Raw genomic sequence first — 14593 nt, forward strand, 5'->3', positions numbered from 1 at the left:
CTCTCATTATTTTTTAACAGCTAAAACATTAAAAAAAATGAAGAGGATGATTATGACCGGCTGCCTGCTATCGGCAGCTATGTTATCCTTTGGCCAGACAACAGCACAACGTGACAGCTTCGATCTGCTATCGCCTGTGGAAGTCCGCGCAGTACGCGCCGGCGAAAAAGCCCCGTTCGCAAAATCCAATTTGTCAAAAACCGAAATTGCCAAACGCAACCTCGGGCAGGACATTCCTTTTGTCCTCAACCTCACACCTTCCGTAGTAGTAAATTCCGATGCCGGCACGGGCATCGGTTACACAGGGCTACGCATCCGCGGTACCGACGCCACCCGTATCAACATTGCGTTGAACGGTATTCCCTACAACGACGCAGAAAGCCAGGGTACCTTTTTTGTTAATCTCCCCGACTTCACGTCTTCCGTCAACTCCATCCAGATTCAACGCGGCGTGGGTACTTCTTCCAATGGTACCGGTGCGTTTGGCGCTACCGTCAGCCTCTCTACCAATGAAGTCAACACCAAACCTTACGCTGAATTCAACAACGCGTACGGTTCATTCGACACCTGGAAGAACACGGCCAAAGCCGGCACAGGGCTTATCGATGATCATTTTACCGTTGACGCGCGCCTCAGCCGTATCAGCAGCAGCGGCTACATCGACCGTGCTTCAAGTGATCTGCAATCTTTTTATTTATCCGGCGCTTACCTTAACAAAGGCAGTTCCGTAAGGCTGAATATTTTTTCCGGTAAGGAAAAAACCTACCAGGCCTGGAACGGCGTACCCGAAAACCTCAAGGAAACCAACCGCACCTACAATTCTGCCGGCACCGACCGGCCAGGCGCGCCGTACGACAACGAAACAGACAATTACACGCAAACGCATTACCAGCTTTTCTTTGATCAGAAGTTGAATACCTCCTGGCAATTCAACACTGCATTGTACCTCACGCGTGGCAAGGGCTACTATGAAAACTACAAAGGCAATGAAAAACTGAGTAAATACGGCCTTCCCGATCTGGTATTGGGCGACACTACTATTTCACGCACCGACCTCGTTCGCCAGAAATGGCTGGACAATTATTTTTATGGACAAATTCTTTCGCTGCAATACCGTAAGGATCGCCACGAATGGGTAATCGGCGGCGGATGGAGCCGTTACCAGGGCGACCATTTCGGTAGAGTGATCTGGGCGAAATATGGCTTTGATGAAGGTTACCGGTATTACGACAACGATGCGTGGAAAACGGATGTGAATGTTTATACCAAATGGCAATACCAGCTTACAACCGCTTTTAGTTTATTCGCAGATCTGCAATACCGCCGCGTGCAACACCGCATGAACGGCTTTGAAGAAAACCCTGCACTCACCATCGACCGGTCTTTTAATTTCTTTAATCCCAAAGCCGGTATTACTTATCGTCAGAACGGGTGGCAGGCTTTTGTGAGCTATGCGCACGCGGGCAAAGAACCCAACCGCGACGACTTCCAGGCAAACCTGAACAACCAGCCGAAAAAAGAAACCCTGCATGATTTTGAAGCAGGTGTCGAAAAACGCACGTCGCGTTTCAGTGCAGGCGTCAACCTGTATTACATGTTGTACAAAGATCAGCTGGTACAAACAGGCATGATCAATGATGTAGGAGCTTACACGCGTATCAACGTGCCCAACAGTTACAGAATGGGTGTGGAATTACAAGGTGGCGTAATCATCAACAAATGGCTGAACGCAACTGCCAACCTTACGCTCAGCCGCAACAAGATCAAAGCCTTCACCGAATTCCTCGACGACTACGACGCAGATTTTGAATGGATCGGTCAGCAGTCGGTGCAGCATCGCAATACCGATATTGCCTTCTCTCCCGCCCTTGTTGCCGGCGGCAGCATCAACATCCTGCCGGTGAAGAATTTTGAGATCAGTCTGCTTGAAAAATATGTCGGCCGCCAGTACATGGACAATACGCAAAATAAAGAACGTTCACTCGACGATTTCTTCACGCAGGATCTGCGCGTCCTTTACACCTTACGCGGTAAGCGCCTCGGCGAATGGACACTTATCGGTCAGGTCAACAACGTTTTCAACCGCCGCTACGAACCTAATGGTTATACTTACAGTTATGTGTTCGACGGCAGCATCACTGCGGATAAGTTTTATATGCCGATGGCAGGAACGAATTTTATGGTGGGTGTGAATGTGAGGCTGTAGGTTTTAAGTATTAAGTTTTAAGTAATAAGTGATAAGTAAACAGCCCTGGTTTGTGAATACACGAACCAGGGCTGTTTCGGTTATAGATTATACCTAAAGCCTTTTACTTAATACTTAATACTTATTACTTAATACTTATTACTTAATACTTATTACTTAATACTTATTACTTAATACTTATTACTTAATACTTATTACTTAATACTTATTACTTACTCTTCACCAACCCCATGCTCATCTTCCCCAACGTTCCGTCTTCTTTAAAATGGAAATAGAGATAATAATCACCGCGGGCCATCCTCACTATTGAGTCTTCGTAACCTTTCGACTCGTCAAAACCTTTCAATGCTTCACGGATCATCGTCAGCGTTGTTTGCGCGTTGAGAGACAACCTGTCAATAGTGAAGCTGCCTGCAAACAAACCCTTCGGCGTTACTTCCTTGCGCTCCATTGACTGAAAGTATAACTGTATTTCCGATACCTGTCCTGAATATCCTTCTTTGCCACTTGGTTCAAACAGCACTATGCCGAGATCATCATAAGAGTGCGTGCGATTGTAACCATCCCTGGTACGTGCACCGGCACCAATGGCTGACGTAAACGACTCCAGCGGCCAACCCGCGCCAATGGCCTCTTTATTGATACTAAAGGTGAGTTTGGTCAGTTTGAAATTGAGTTCCCTCGACTGGCCGGCAGCCACCCCGGAAATCAAAACGAATAAGATCAGTAAAAAACGTTTCATCTCTTTTTTTCACAAAATGCGGCATACACGGCACAAAAAAATACCCCGGTTGGGGTATTTTAAAGTAGTAAGTTAAACGGCAGAAGTATTCACCTATTCACTCATTGAGGATTGACCGTCGAAACGGTGGTTCTTTAGGACACGAACCGCGGAGTGCATTGGAGAAACTATTCACTTATTGACTTATTCATTCCCGAGACTTCGGGATGACAACTGATCATTCATGCCTACCGGCCAAATTTCTCCTGCCAGTTAAGCATACCGCCGGTCAGGTTCTTGGCATTTTTGAAACCCATGGTTTCGAGCAACAGGCAAGCCTGTCCACTGCGGTTGCCACTGCGGCAATACACCACCAGTTCTTCTTCTTTGAATGCCTCAAGCTCATCCACGTCCATAGCCTGCACACGGCCCAAAGGCACCAATACACCACCGATATTAAAATCGGCATGTTCATTCGGCTCACGCACGTCTACAATATTGATCTTTTCACCAGCATCCAGCCGGCTTTTTAATTCGTCTGCGGTTATTGTTTGCATATTGCGTCTGTTTTTTTATTCTGGATTTGATTCATCGGGCATGGGCAGCAGACTATCCAATGCCGGACGATCCGTCTGCAGCCAGATATCGATGGTTTGTCCGGGACGGATATAGTTGTAGCGATGATCTTCGCGCATCCGCTCCGGTGTTTGTTTATAAATAAATGCATTGGCCGTATCGCTTACGCCGGATGCCATCACGGAAGCGAAGGATATTCCATAAGCTTCAAGCAATACGCGCGCCTCTTCATAGGTTTTACCGAGAAGATTAGGCACTACGATCTGTTGATTGCCTACCCCGTCGCCCAGTACCATATCGATGCGGCTTCCCATCCGCACCTGTGTGCCGGCGGCGATCAGTTGACCATTGAAACGTTGCTCTAATATGGAGTTTTTGGCAAAGTCGGGTTTGAAAGTAGTGTCGCCGGGTTTAAGACCTGCATTCATCAATACCATTTCCGCGCTGCGGTAACTGTATCCGACAATATTCGGCATTTCCACCATCGGCGGCACAGCCCTGTTGATGGTGAGGTAAACAGTGCGGTTCACTTTTACCACCTCATCTGCGTCGGGTACTTGTTTGAGTACCGTCAGCGGCTTGGTGGTATCCGTGTAAACGGAATCCTGGATCACCACTTCAAAACCTGCTTTGGTCAGCAGCTTTTCCGCATCTTCGTAAGACTTGCCCAATACATAAGGCACTGTCTTGGATGCAGAATGGTTGGTAAACCAGTTAAGCGACAAAACGATCAGGCAGAAAAGGCCGATGGCCAATGCAATACCTGTAACAATGTTCAGCCACAACGGGCGATGGGTGATGAATTTAAACATGCAAATGATTCTTGATAGCCAAATGGCGGCTTATTTCACGAAACACTCATTAACTAATTTAGCATAAAATTCCGTAAGGCTCCAGCCCATCTCACGCACCTGTTGCGGCACTACGCTCGCATCACTTTGCCCGGGAATCGTATTCACTTCCAGCATATGCGGTTTACCAGTTTCTTCGTGGTAAATAAAATCGATACGGATCACGCCGCCGCAATTGAACACTTCATAAATACGCCTGGCCGCCTCACGTATCTTATTGGCAATCGACTCGTCAACTACCGCGGGGGTAACTTCCGTTGACTTGCCTTCATATTTTGCTTCGAAATCGAAAAATTCTTTGTCGTCATCCGCTTTCACTTCGGTCAGCGGCAGCACCGTAATGTTGCCTTCTGTTTTAAAAACACCTACCGTGAATTCGCGGCCCTGGATCATTTCCTCCACCAGCACCTGCGTGTCTTCTGCAAATGCCTTTGCGATAGCCGCATCCAGGTGCGCAGCATCAACCACTTTGCTCATGCCAATGCTGGAACCGCCGTTGGCTGGTTTTACAAATACCGGAAGACGCAATTGCTCCAATACCTGGCTACCCGTCAGCGGCGTATGTTTGAATAGGTGTACGGAATTGGCTACCGCAATGCCGCCCATGCGCGCTACGGCTACCGCATACCGCTTGTTGAATGTGATGGCCGAACAGGTGGCATCGCAACCCGTGTACGGAATACCAAGCGTATCGAAATAGCCCTGCAGTTTGCCGTCCTCACCAGGTGTACCGTGCATACCGATAAACACCGCATCAAAACGAACATGCTGGCTGTCCAGGTGAAGCGAGAAATCATTTTTATCCACCTGCACTTTGCGGCCGTCGGCCAGCTCATAACTCCAGCTGTCCGTTTTTACATCGATTTTGTAAACATTGAAAAGATTTTTATCGAGATGTTTTTCGATCGTTGCCGCGCTCCGGTAAGAGATAACTGCCTCCGAGGAAAAGCCGCCCGTTACGAGGGCTATGTTCTTTTTCATTGATTCCGTTGGTTTTTAGAACGCAAATATTGCGGAAAAAAAGGTAAGCAGAAAGAATAAAAGTAAAATTCACTTTTTTATTGCACGCTGACCGCGAAAGGCTTACAGGGAAATGTTAAAATAAGAAAGGTGAAGTCCGTTTGGCCCTTCACCTTTTTACGACGGGAAATATCACCCGCCTGCATTATTAGCAGCTTTGGACTGCTTATTCAATAACTGAATATACCTTCAAGTTAGGATAATTTCTGGTCCGATGGCCCACCCGCGGCAGGTTTTTATGCACATCCGGGATCAGATATGCAGCCGCGCTTTTTTCTCCATCAGGCCTTCTACAGTTTCCTCGTACATTTCGTCAGGTACGCAACAGTCTACCGGGCATACTGCCGCACACTGTGGTTCTTCGTGAAAGCCCTGACACTCAGTACATTTATTCGGAGTTATATAGTAGGTATCTACGCTTATCGGGGCATTTTTCTGATCGGCGTCCACCTGGGACCCGTCCATCAGGGTAAAAGTGCCTTTCACGGAAGTACCATCACTGATCGCCCATTCTACGCCACCTTCATAAATGGCATTATTGGGACATTCAGGTTCGCATGCACCGCAGTTTATACATTCGTCAGTTATCTTGATCGCCATATCACTATGTTTAACAGGTTGAAGTTATTTTTGTCTTTTGTTGTCGGTCTGCGGCAAAATTAAATATTTGGAAATGAATTTACAAGAACGTATTGTGCTTATGGCCCGCCTGGGCGATTATATGAGAGGAAATGAGCCGGAATGGGAAGCTGCCCGCGAGCGCGCCGCACTGACCAATAACTGGTTTACACCTGAATTTATACAATTGGCAACCACGGCCATTGCCGACGGATTCCTGACCAAAGACACCCTGGAACAATGGACCGCTCCCTATCACCTTCCCGATGTCCCAACGTTTGTGCGTAAAGTAGGCATCGTTATGGCAGGTAATATTCCCCTGGTTGGCTTCCACGATCTGCTCTGTGTCTTCATCAGTGGCCACCACGCCGTGATCAAACCTTCCTCCCGCGATGAAGTGCTGATCCGCCATCTTGCGGGTAAACTCATCGACTGGGATCCGCGGGCGGGCAACCTGATCAGCTTTGCCGAACTGCTCAAAGGCTGTGACGCCTACATTGCAACAGGCAGCAACAACTCTGCCGGTTATTTCGATTATTATTTTGGGAAATATCCGCACCTTATCCGCCGCAACCGTACTTCAGTAGCCATTCTTACCGGCGATGAAACACCGGAAGAACTGGACCGGCTGGCCGACGATGTTTACCTGTATTTCGGCCTGGGCTGCCGCAACGTGACCAAATTATATGTGCCCGAAGGTTATAATTTTGAGCCCCTGCTCCGCCGTTTCGACAAATACAATTACCTCGGCGATCATCACAAATACAAAAACAATTACGATTACAACCTGGCGTTGCATCTGCTCAATAAAAAGCCCTACATGAGCAATGAAGCCTTATTATTGGTGGAAGAAGAAGCGATCTTCTCTCCCATCAGCCAGTTAAACTTCGGTTACTATTCCGGTGAACCGGCAGTGCTGGCAGCACAGTTGACCGGGAACGCACAGGTACAATGTGTGGTTGGGAAAAACAATATTCCTTTTGGACAGGCACAGCAACCCGGTATTACAGATTATGCCGATGGTGAAGACACTTTGGCATTCCTGAAAACGCTGGCCTGATCAACTGACCGGCCTTTTTATGGATTAATTTGAATCCTGCTGCCCAGGAATTGTAAATTTGTCTGATCTACGAAGGTCTTAGTAAAAATATGTTAAACTAAACGGGCGGCGAATAAATCGTTCTGACAGTTTGTTATTTTGTATAGCAAAGGCACACAATTTGAACGAGTGAAGCCTGACCGATTTCACATAAAAAATCAGCAAAGAATATGAAATTGAAACAACTCCTTCTGGTCGTAGCTGTAAGCTCCGCTTCAGCCGTGGGCAGTGTTTGGTTGTATGGCAAAGTAACCTCCCGGAATGCGGGATTTGTACAATCCACCTCTGATGGCAAACTGCCGGCAAATTATGCCGGTTTTTATGAAAACGCCGCCCAATCCCCCGAACTCACCGACTTTACAAAGGCCGCTTCGGCAGCCGTACCTGCCGTAGTGCACATCAAAACAAAAATTCCCGCGCGCAAGGTCAGCAACGATCTGCCCCGCAGCCGTGGCAGTGAAATGGATGATTTCTTTGACCAGTTCTTCAACTATGGTCCCCGCGTTCAGCCCGAGCAGCGCGCTTCCGGCAGCGGCGTAATCATCAGCGAAGACGGATATATCGTTACCAACAACCACGTCATCTCCGATGGTGGCAATGGTGTGGCAGACGAGATCACCGTTACCCTGAATGAAAACAAAAAGAATTACAAAGCCCGCGTGATCGGCCGCGACCCCAGCTCCGATATTGCCGTACTGAAGATCGATGCATCGGGACTGCCCTTTATGGTGTATGGCAACTCCGATGATGCCAAACTTGGGCAATGGGTACTTGCCGTAGGTTATCCGCTTACATTGGAAGCAACGGTAACAGCAGGCATCATCAGTGCACAGGGCCGCACCATCGGTATCAACAGCCGCCAGAGCAATTCACCGGTTGAATCGTTCATCCAGACGGATGCAGCGGTAAACCAGGGCAACAGCGGTGGCGCGTTGATCAACACCGACGGTAAACTGATCGGCATCAACTCCGCTATTCTTGCTCCGAGCGGTACTTATGCCGGTTATTCATTCGCCATTCCGGTCAACATCGTGAAGAAGATCGTGAATGATCTTATCCAGTACGGTGACGTAAAACGTGGTTACCTCGGCATTTCCTATCCTACTACCGACAATGAAGGCTGGCTGAAAAGAGCCGGTGTAAAAGAAGGTGGTGGTGTATACGCCCTGGCCGTTCCTTCAGACGGCGCTGCGGCAAAAGCAGGACTGAAAAAAGGTGACGTGATCACCAAGATCAATGGCTCTGTTGTAAGCTCCGGCCTTGAAATGAGCGGACGTATCGCCAGCTTCAAACCCGGTGACAAAGTACGCATCAGCTATATCCGCGAAGGCAAAGAATATACTACCGACGTAGTGTTGAAAGGTGAAGTAAGCAAAGTGGAAATTGCCAGCGCTGAAATTCTCGGCGACAAACTGGGTGCCGACCTGGAAAATCTCGACAGCAAAAAAGCTGCGCAGTACGAGGTCAACGGCGGTATCGTTGTTAAGAAGATCAAAGAAAATGGCCTGCTGAGCAAGACCCGCATGGACGACGGTTTCATCATCATCTCCGTTAACCGCACCGAGGTGAAGAACATGAACGAACTCGCCAACCTGCTCGGTTCCACCACCGGCACCGTACAACTGGAAGGGTTTTATCCCGGCTCAGGCATGTACAGGTATCCTTTAAATCTTGATGAAGAATGATAGTAAAAAGCCCCCGCCGACGGCGGGGGCTTTTTTAATGTGTCCGCCTTCGGCGAAATGTGGAAATGTGCCTTTCGGATGTGAAAATGAAAACAGCCAATTCAGTTAAAGACCTACATAATCGATCCAGTCTATATTGCGTTTCATTCCACTAAGTAGTTCAACAAGCGTGACAGCAAATTGTATTTCATTTTCACATCTACACATTTACATATTTACACATTCTATCAGCACATGCTTACTTCTCCAGCACCCGATACCCCCACGCTCCCACATTCAACTGACGATGCTGATCGATGGAGATCGTTTCATTAGAGAAGGCGTCTTTGAAGTTTCCCTGCAAACGCGCATCATCGAGATGCACGACGGCATTTTTACGTCCGTCCAACTGTAGCACAACCAGTACTTCGCGGTCGCCTTTTTTACGGAGATATACCAGTGCCTTATCGTTGTTTTTTACAGGAATAATAAACGTCTGTACCGAAGGATCGCCACCAGCCAATGCGGGATGCGTGGCATGCAACTGCAATAATGTTTTATAAAAATCATGCAAGGCCGGCTTCTCTGAAGTCCAGGGTATATCATCTTTTTTGAAGAACTCGAGACGTTTGGTTTTCAGCGGCAGTTCCTGGCCGCTGTAAATAAGCGGCACGCCATTCCAGGTGGCGCTGAATACCGCAAGCGCGGGCGCCATGTCTCCATACTTCTCATACTCGGTACCATTCCAGGTGTTCTCATCGTGATTGGAAGTAAACCATGCACGCATGGAGCTGTCGCCAAGCTGGCTGTAATTCGTTAACAGGTTTATCAGCGTATCGAGTGAAGGTTGTTTTTCGTAATAAGTTTTGGTGAGGTGCATCCACTTCCAGCAATAACTGGCGTCGAATACTTTTCCATAAGCCGGGTTCTCCAATTCATCGAATTCGCCGAGCCAGAAAAGCGGCTTGAGTGAATCCACGCGTGGTCTTGCCTGTTCCCAGAAATCTACTTCCACCCAGGCGGCAAGGTCGCAACGGAAACCATCTATATCACATTCTTTTACCCAGTATTGCATGGCTTTGATCATATCGTCGCGCATGGCAGGATTGGCATAATCGAGTTCGATGATATCATCCATACCCGAAGCGATCTGGAATTGTCCGGTAGAATCACGCAGGTAGTATCCGGGATGTTCGCGGGTCCAGCGGTGATCCCAGCCGGTGTGGTTGGCCACCCAGTCGATGATGACTTTGAACCCCATATCGTGGGCCTGTTTTACCAGTTGCTTAAAATCTTCCAGCGTGCCAAACTCGGGATTGATAGCGGTATAATCGGAGCAGGCATACGGGCTGCCCAGCGGTCCTTTCCTGTTTTGCTGCGCAATGGGCGTAATGGGCATAAACCACAACACCTGCACGCCCATTTCCTTTAAACGCGGCATATGGGCTGCAAAGGCCTTAAACGTGCCTTCAGGCGTGTATTGCCTGATATTGACTTCGTAAATATTTGCATGATGTCTCCAGTCGACACGGCGGATCCCGTTTTGCATGGTTTTTATTTTTTCAGTGGATTCGGTGTCCTTTTTCGGCATCAGGATGCAGGAGGTAAGGAACAGTCCGAGAATACAGGCAGGCAACAAATATCTCATTCCAAAACTTTGCCGGAAGATAAGCATTAAGCTCCGGACACACCGGGTAGCATCTGCGGTTTTTGAGCTATTTTTGCAGCATGAAACAATTCGATGTCCCCATCGTGTACCGCAGCCCGCTGATCTCAGCGATCAAGAAAAAACGCCGGGAAGCCGACAAGATGAAAAAGGACTTCTCACCTACGTTGCTCGACTTCGGCCCTGTTCAGTTTTACCTGGCGCGCCACTTCGGCTTCTGCTATGGCGTTGAAAATGCCATAGAAATAGCTTTCCGCACGGTGGACGAAAATCCGGGTAAACGGATCTTTCTGCTCAGTGAAATGATCCACAACCCCCAGGTCAACCACGACCTGCAGGAAAGAGGTGTACGCTTCCTGCAAGATACCTATGGACGCGAATTGATCTCGTTCGACACGCTCACAGCCGATGATGTAGTGATCATTCCCGCATTTGGTACCACACTTGCCATCGAACGCAAACTACAGGCTATTGGTATCCCCACCACGCAATACGACACTACTTGTCCGTTTGTTGAAAAAGTATGGAACCGCAGCGAGGTGATCGCCAAAAAAAATTACACGATCATCATTCACGGCAAACCCAAACACGAAGAAACCCGCGCCACCTTCTCACATGCGGCCGCCAATGCACCGTCTGTAGTGGTGGAAGACATGGCCGAAGCACAAAAACTGGCCCGATACATCACCGGTGAAGAACCGGCAGAAAAATTTTATGAAGTATTCAAAGGCCAATACAGCGAAGGATTCAATGTTGAACGCGACCTGCAACGCATTGGCGTGGTAAACCAGACAACCATGCTGGCCAGCGACACGCAGGCCATCGCCGATTTCCTGAAACAAACCATGGTGAATCATTTCGGTCTTACCGACGCCAATGTAGGGGAACGCGTAGCCGATACCCGCGATACACTTTGTTATGCCACCAACGACAACCAGAGTGCCGTAACAGGTTTATTGGAAACACCCGCCGACCTTGCCATCGTCGGCGGCGGTTACAACTCGTCCAACACTTCACACCTCGTTGAACTTTGCGAAGAAAAATTACCCACCTACTATATCGACAGCAACCAGAAGATTTTGTCTGCTGACGAAATATTGCATTATAATTTTCACCAAAAAGAAGAAAGGCTTACACACGGATATCTTCCGGCACATCGCCCGGTGAAAATCCTGGTGACCAGCGGCGCCTCCTGCCCCGATGCCATTGTTGAATCCATCATTCAGAAGATAGCAGGATTTTTTCCTGACGCATTGTCTTTTGTGGAAATCAGCGGGCAGTTTTCGTGAAACGTCATCCCGAAGCCTCGGGAGTGAATGGTGAATAAGTCAATGAGTGAATGGTGAATAAAAAGCCATGGTTCGTGTATACACGAACCATGGGGACAATACTTATAACTTAAAACTTATTACTTACTACCGACCTTCCACCTCACTTGTAGAGCTGCTCATAATACTCATGCGCCATACGATTGCTGTCAAACTGCAATCTCACATCCTGCATACCATTGCGCATGATCTGGCGCCAGGTTGGATAATCATTGTAGTAAAGTGGTAATACCTCCTGCTCGAGGATCTCATACAACTTATGGAGGTCGTATTGATCCTGTTCGTGCGTAGCCATATGAGCATAATCAGCCTTGGGGATCACAAAACCGTTGTGGCCATGGTTGATAAATTCCGGGATCCATCCGTCATCTGTTGAGAAGTTGACAGCGCCGTTCATGGCTGCGGTCATACCGCTGGTACCCGATGCTTCGCGCGGAACGCGGGGATTATTGAGCCAGCAATCTGCCGCCTGTTTCAGACGCTTGGATAAGGTTAATTCATAACCGATCAGCACGGCCATGTTCCTGTATTTCTTGCTCAGGTAAACGAGTTGGTTGAATTCACTGATCGCCGGATGATCCATCGGGTAAGGCTTGCCTGCCCAGATGATCTGTACCGGATATTTTGCACTCGCGAGCAAACGTTCAAAACGTCCTTCATCGGTGGTGATTAATCCCGCTCTTTTATAACCGGCAAAACGGCGCGCCCATACGATGGTAAATACATCGGGATTAAAAAGCTTGCCGGTCTGATCGGCCACAATATCGAACGCTCTTTTCTTCAGGTATTTTTTGCGGTCGTCAAATCCGTAATGATCGCTGGCATCGGAGAAACGATACAATTGTTTGTCGGCCCAGTAGCGCCAGTTCTGTGCATTGGTAATATGAATAATCGGGCAGATATTTTCATACTTGCTCCACATGTGCCGCGATACTTCGCCGTGCAGGCGCGATACGCCGTTGGCAAGATGTGCAAAACGCAGGGCCGTAAGGGAGTGATTGAATTGATCACTGTTGTCTCCATTCAATTGTTTTACTTCCTCCACACTGAGACCACAGAAATAACTCATCTTGTGACAGAGATAAATATCGTGTTTTTCGTTGCCCGCTTCTTCCGGTGTGTGCGTGGTAAACACCAGGCGTTTTCTTACTTCGTCGAGGTTGTTACCGAATTTTTTATACAGATAAAAACCGGCAGAGATGCCGTGTGCCTCGTTGAGGTGATACAGCTCCGGATTGAAACCCAGTATATCGAGCAGCTTGGCGCCACCTACCCCCAGCAGGATGAACTGCGCTACTTTGGTAGCCACGTTGGCATCGTACAAACGGTGACAGATGGTTTGGGAAACGTAATCGTTCTCCGGTACATCGGTACTCAGCAAAAACAGCGGAGCGGTCTTGAATGTTTCGGGATTGAGGTAAAGGACTTTAATCCATACCGGATGTTCGTGTACATTGATCTGAAATCGGATACCGGTGTCTTCCAGGAAACTGTATTGTTTTTCGTTCCAGGTAGCTTCCAGTGTCTGATCCTGGTTGCGTTCCTGGTCGTAGTAACCATATTTCCACAAAATGCCGATGCCGATCATATTCTGACGGAGCTCATAGGCGCTACGGAGATGTGAACCGGCCAGGAATCCCAGACCACCGCTGTAGATCTTGAGCGGCTGGTGCACGGCAAACTCCATCGAGAAATAAGCAACACGTTTAGCATAGGCCTGTTCAACCGGGTAAGGGACTGTAAAGTTGGTAAAACTCATAATGTGTAATTTGGACACAAAAGTGCAAGATAAAGGAAAATAAAAAAACCGCTTTGTCAGTTCTTTTTTGTCTTGGGTTTCGCGGGTTCTTTTTTCCGCGTATAGCTGCCGTCGAACGAGCAACGCAGCCCGCGGCGCGCCCCGCAACCTTCTACTTCGTGCAGGGTAACGGAAGAGTTGGTGAATTTGAATTGCAGCACGCAGGGATCGCCTCCCACGCGGTATTCTGCCGTATTGGCGTTTATCATCGTTGCTTCACCTTTCAGGTCGCCGGTACATTCGCCCCCGTCTTTTTCAAAATGGATAAAGAAGGTAATACGGTCGCTGCGGCGGCCATCGCGGACAGAGACGAGATTTCTTTTACCCGCGGTGTAGTCGGCAGTATATTTTTGTTTACGGGAAAATGAATCGATGGGATTGAGCAGTTCGCCTACTTTTTCATCCAGCGGGTCGGTCATCACCAGGGCAAATTGATTCACGGAACGATCGAGTACAAATACATCCTGGCCCTGGCTTACCGTTTCATCGGTATTCTTGCGGGTCACCAGTTTGGCCACCGAATTACTCCGGTCCATGCTCACCTGCTGCTGCGTATTGGCCAATGCATCCGGCGCAAGCGCCGTCATGGCCGCAATAAATTTTCCGTCAGTTCCGAATGCCGATACAAAGGATATTTTTTTTGTGCCTGTGAAGGCATTGGTAAAAAGGTATACGTCTTTGTTACGGCCTTTGATGCGTGCGAGCGGATAATATTTTGCGGGAGATTTCTGCTGTCCTTTTGCGACGATTTTCGACAATACGCTGTCGGGTATAAATTGGCTGATGACTTTGTAGCTGATCAGCAAAGAATCGCCCGGGCGCTTGTTGAAAATGGTATCGCCGTAGGCAAAAGGAAGATCTTTTTCAGGATAAAACTCAAGGAAGTCCTGCACGGTCACCGGATCATCGCCGGATAATGTTTTCTTCTTTTTTTCTCCGCATGCCGCCCATATAAGGCAACAGGTCAGTAAAGCCAGCCAATAAACCTGAAATCTTCGCATACCGATATAGAATTGAAGAGACAAAATAACGTTTTCCGGGGCGAC

Annotated in this window: 12 protein-coding genes; 4 read left to right on the top strand and 8 right to left on the bottom strand. The window is 48.3% G+C overall.

All coding sequences use genetic code 11. The annotated features are described in order from the left end of the window. Window positions 1-37 precede the first annotated feature (37 nt). On the top strand, window positions 38-2206 hold the full coding sequence (locus H608_RS0119220) for a TonB-dependent receptor (protein WP_028789107.1): 2169 nt from the start codon (window positions 38-40) through the stop codon (window positions 2204-2206). 208 nt (window positions 2207-2414) lie between these two features. On the opposite strand, the gene H608_RS0119225 is transcribed toward H608_RS0119220, so the two are convergent. The 5 genes from H608_RS0119225 to H608_RS0119245 all read right to left on the bottom strand — a co-directional run bounded on the left by H608_RS0119225 (window position 2415) and on the right by H608_RS0119245 (window position 5974). Continuing rightward, the gene (locus tag H608_RS0119225) at window positions 2415-2948 is read right to left on the bottom strand and encodes a DUF7738 domain-containing protein (protein WP_028789108.1); all 534 of its coding nucleotides are present in this window, start codon (window positions 2946-2948) and stop codon (window positions 2415-2417) included. A 227-nt stretch (window positions 2949-3175) separates the two neighbouring features. Then, window positions 3176-3484: a rhodanese-like domain-containing protein gene (locus H608_RS0119230; protein ID WP_028789109.1), complete on the bottom strand. Its 309-nt coding sequence runs from the start codon at window positions 3482-3484 to the stop codon at window positions 3176-3178. A 15-nt stretch (window positions 3485-3499) separates the two neighbouring features. Further along, the gene (locus H608_RS0119235; RefSeq protein WP_028789110.1) at window positions 3500-4315 is read right to left on the bottom strand and encodes a PASTA domain-containing protein; all 816 of its coding nucleotides are present in this window, start codon (window positions 4313-4315) and stop codon (window positions 3500-3502) included. 30 nt (window positions 4316-4345) lie between these two features. Next, window positions 4346-5335: a D-alanine--D-alanine ligase gene (locus H608_RS0119240; RefSeq protein ID WP_028789111.1), complete on the bottom strand. Its 990-nt coding sequence runs from the start codon at window positions 5333-5335 to the stop codon at window positions 4346-4348. 291 nt (window positions 5336-5626) lie between these two features. Next, window positions 5627-5974 (bottom strand): 4Fe-4S dicluster domain-containing protein, encoded by a 348-nt coding sequence (locus H608_RS0119245; RefSeq protein ID WP_028789112.1) that lies wholly within the window; start codon window positions 5972-5974, stop codon window positions 5627-5629. Between the two features lie 73 nt (window positions 5975-6047). Between H608_RS0119245 and H608_RS0119250 the strand changes: the two genes are divergently transcribed. Continuing rightward, a complete protein-coding gene (locus tag H608_RS0119250) occupies window positions 6048-7052 on the top strand; it encodes an aldehyde dehydrogenase family protein (protein WP_028789113.1) in 1005 nt (334 codons plus the stop codon). Between the two features lie 209 nt (window positions 7053-7261). After that, entirely contained in the window at window positions 7262-8776 is a 1515-nt protein-coding gene (locus H608_RS0119255; RefSeq protein WP_028789114.1) for a trypsin-like peptidase domain-containing protein, read from the top strand. 238 nt (window positions 8777-9014) lie between these two features. Here the strand turns inward: H608_RS0119255 and H608_RS0119260 are convergent, their stop codons facing one another. Then, a complete protein-coding gene (locus H608_RS0119260) occupies window positions 9015-10403 on the bottom strand; it encodes an alpha-amylase family glycosyl hydrolase (RefSeq protein WP_028789115.1) in 1389 nt (462 codons plus the stop codon). Between the two features lie 80 nt (window positions 10404-10483). Here H608_RS0119260 and H608_RS0119265 point away from each other — a divergent pair, with 80 nt between their 5' ends. Further along, window positions 10484-11710, top strand: coding sequence for a 4-hydroxy-3-methylbut-2-enyl diphosphate reductase (locus H608_RS0119265; protein WP_028789116.1), 1227 nt, complete (start codon window positions 10484-10486; stop codon window positions 11708-11710). A gap of 142 nt (window positions 11711-11852) precedes the next feature. Here H608_RS0119265 and glgP read toward each other — a convergent pair whose 3' ends face one another. Then, entirely contained in the window at window positions 11853-13508 is a 1656-nt protein-coding gene (glgP, locus tag H608_RS0119270; protein WP_028789117.1) for an alpha-glucan family phosphorylase, read from the bottom strand. Between the two features lie 56 nt (window positions 13509-13564). After that, window positions 13565-14548: a hypothetical protein gene (locus H608_RS0119275; RefSeq protein WP_028789118.1), complete on the bottom strand. Its 984-nt coding sequence runs from the start codon at window positions 14546-14548 to the stop codon at window positions 13565-13567. Window positions 14549-14593 lie beyond the last annotated feature (45 nt).

It is taken from the genome of Terrimonas ferruginea DSM 30193, assembly GCF_000425585.1.
GTDB lineage: Bacteria > Bacteroidota > Bacteroidia > Chitinophagales > Chitinophagaceae > Terrimonas > Terrimonas ferruginea.

Excerpts from the sequence above, each read along its gene's own strand:
- H608_RS0119220 (WP_028789107.1), top strand. The coding sequence starts at position 38 with ATGAAGAGGATGATTATGACCGGCTGCCTGCTATCGGCAGCTATGTTA.
- H608_RS0119225 (WP_028789108.1), bottom strand. The coding sequence starts at position 2,948 with ATGAAACGTTTTTTACTGATCTTATTCGTTTTGATTTCCGGGGTGGCT.
- H608_RS0119230 (WP_028789109.1), bottom strand. The coding sequence starts at position 3,484 with ATGCAAACAATAACCGCAGACGAATTAAAAAGCCGGCTGGATGCTGGT.
- H608_RS0119235 (WP_028789110.1), bottom strand. The coding sequence starts at position 4,315 with ATGTTTAAATTCATCACCCATCGCCCGTTGTGGCTGAACATTGTTACA.
- H608_RS0119240 (WP_028789111.1), bottom strand. The coding sequence starts at position 5,335 with ATGAAAAAGAACATAGCCCTCGTAACGGGCGGCTTTTCCTCGGAGGCA.
- H608_RS0119245 (WP_028789112.1), bottom strand. The coding sequence starts at position 5,974 with ATGGCGATCAAGATAACTGACGAATGTATAAACTGCGGTGCATGCGAA.
- H608_RS0119250 (WP_028789113.1), top strand. The coding sequence starts at position 6,048 with ATGAATTTACAAGAACGTATTGTGCTTATGGCCCGCCTGGGCGATTAT.
- H608_RS0119255 (WP_028789114.1), top strand. The coding sequence starts at position 7,262 with ATGAAATTGAAACAACTCCTTCTGGTCGTAGCTGTAAGCTCCGCTTCA.
- H608_RS0119260 (WP_028789115.1), bottom strand. The coding sequence starts at position 10,403 with ATGAGATATTTGTTGCCTGCCTGTATTCTCGGACTGTTCCTTACCTCC.
- H608_RS0119265 (WP_028789116.1), top strand. The coding sequence starts at position 10,484 with ATGAAACAATTCGATGTCCCCATCGTGTACCGCAGCCCGCTGATCTCA.
- glgP (WP_028789117.1), bottom strand. The coding sequence starts at position 13,508 with ATGAGTTTTACCAACTTTACAGTCCCTTACCCGGTTGAACAGGCCTAT.
- H608_RS0119275 (WP_028789118.1), bottom strand. The coding sequence starts at position 14,548 with ATGCGAAGATTTCAGGTTTATTGGCTGGCTTTACTGACCTGTTGCCTT.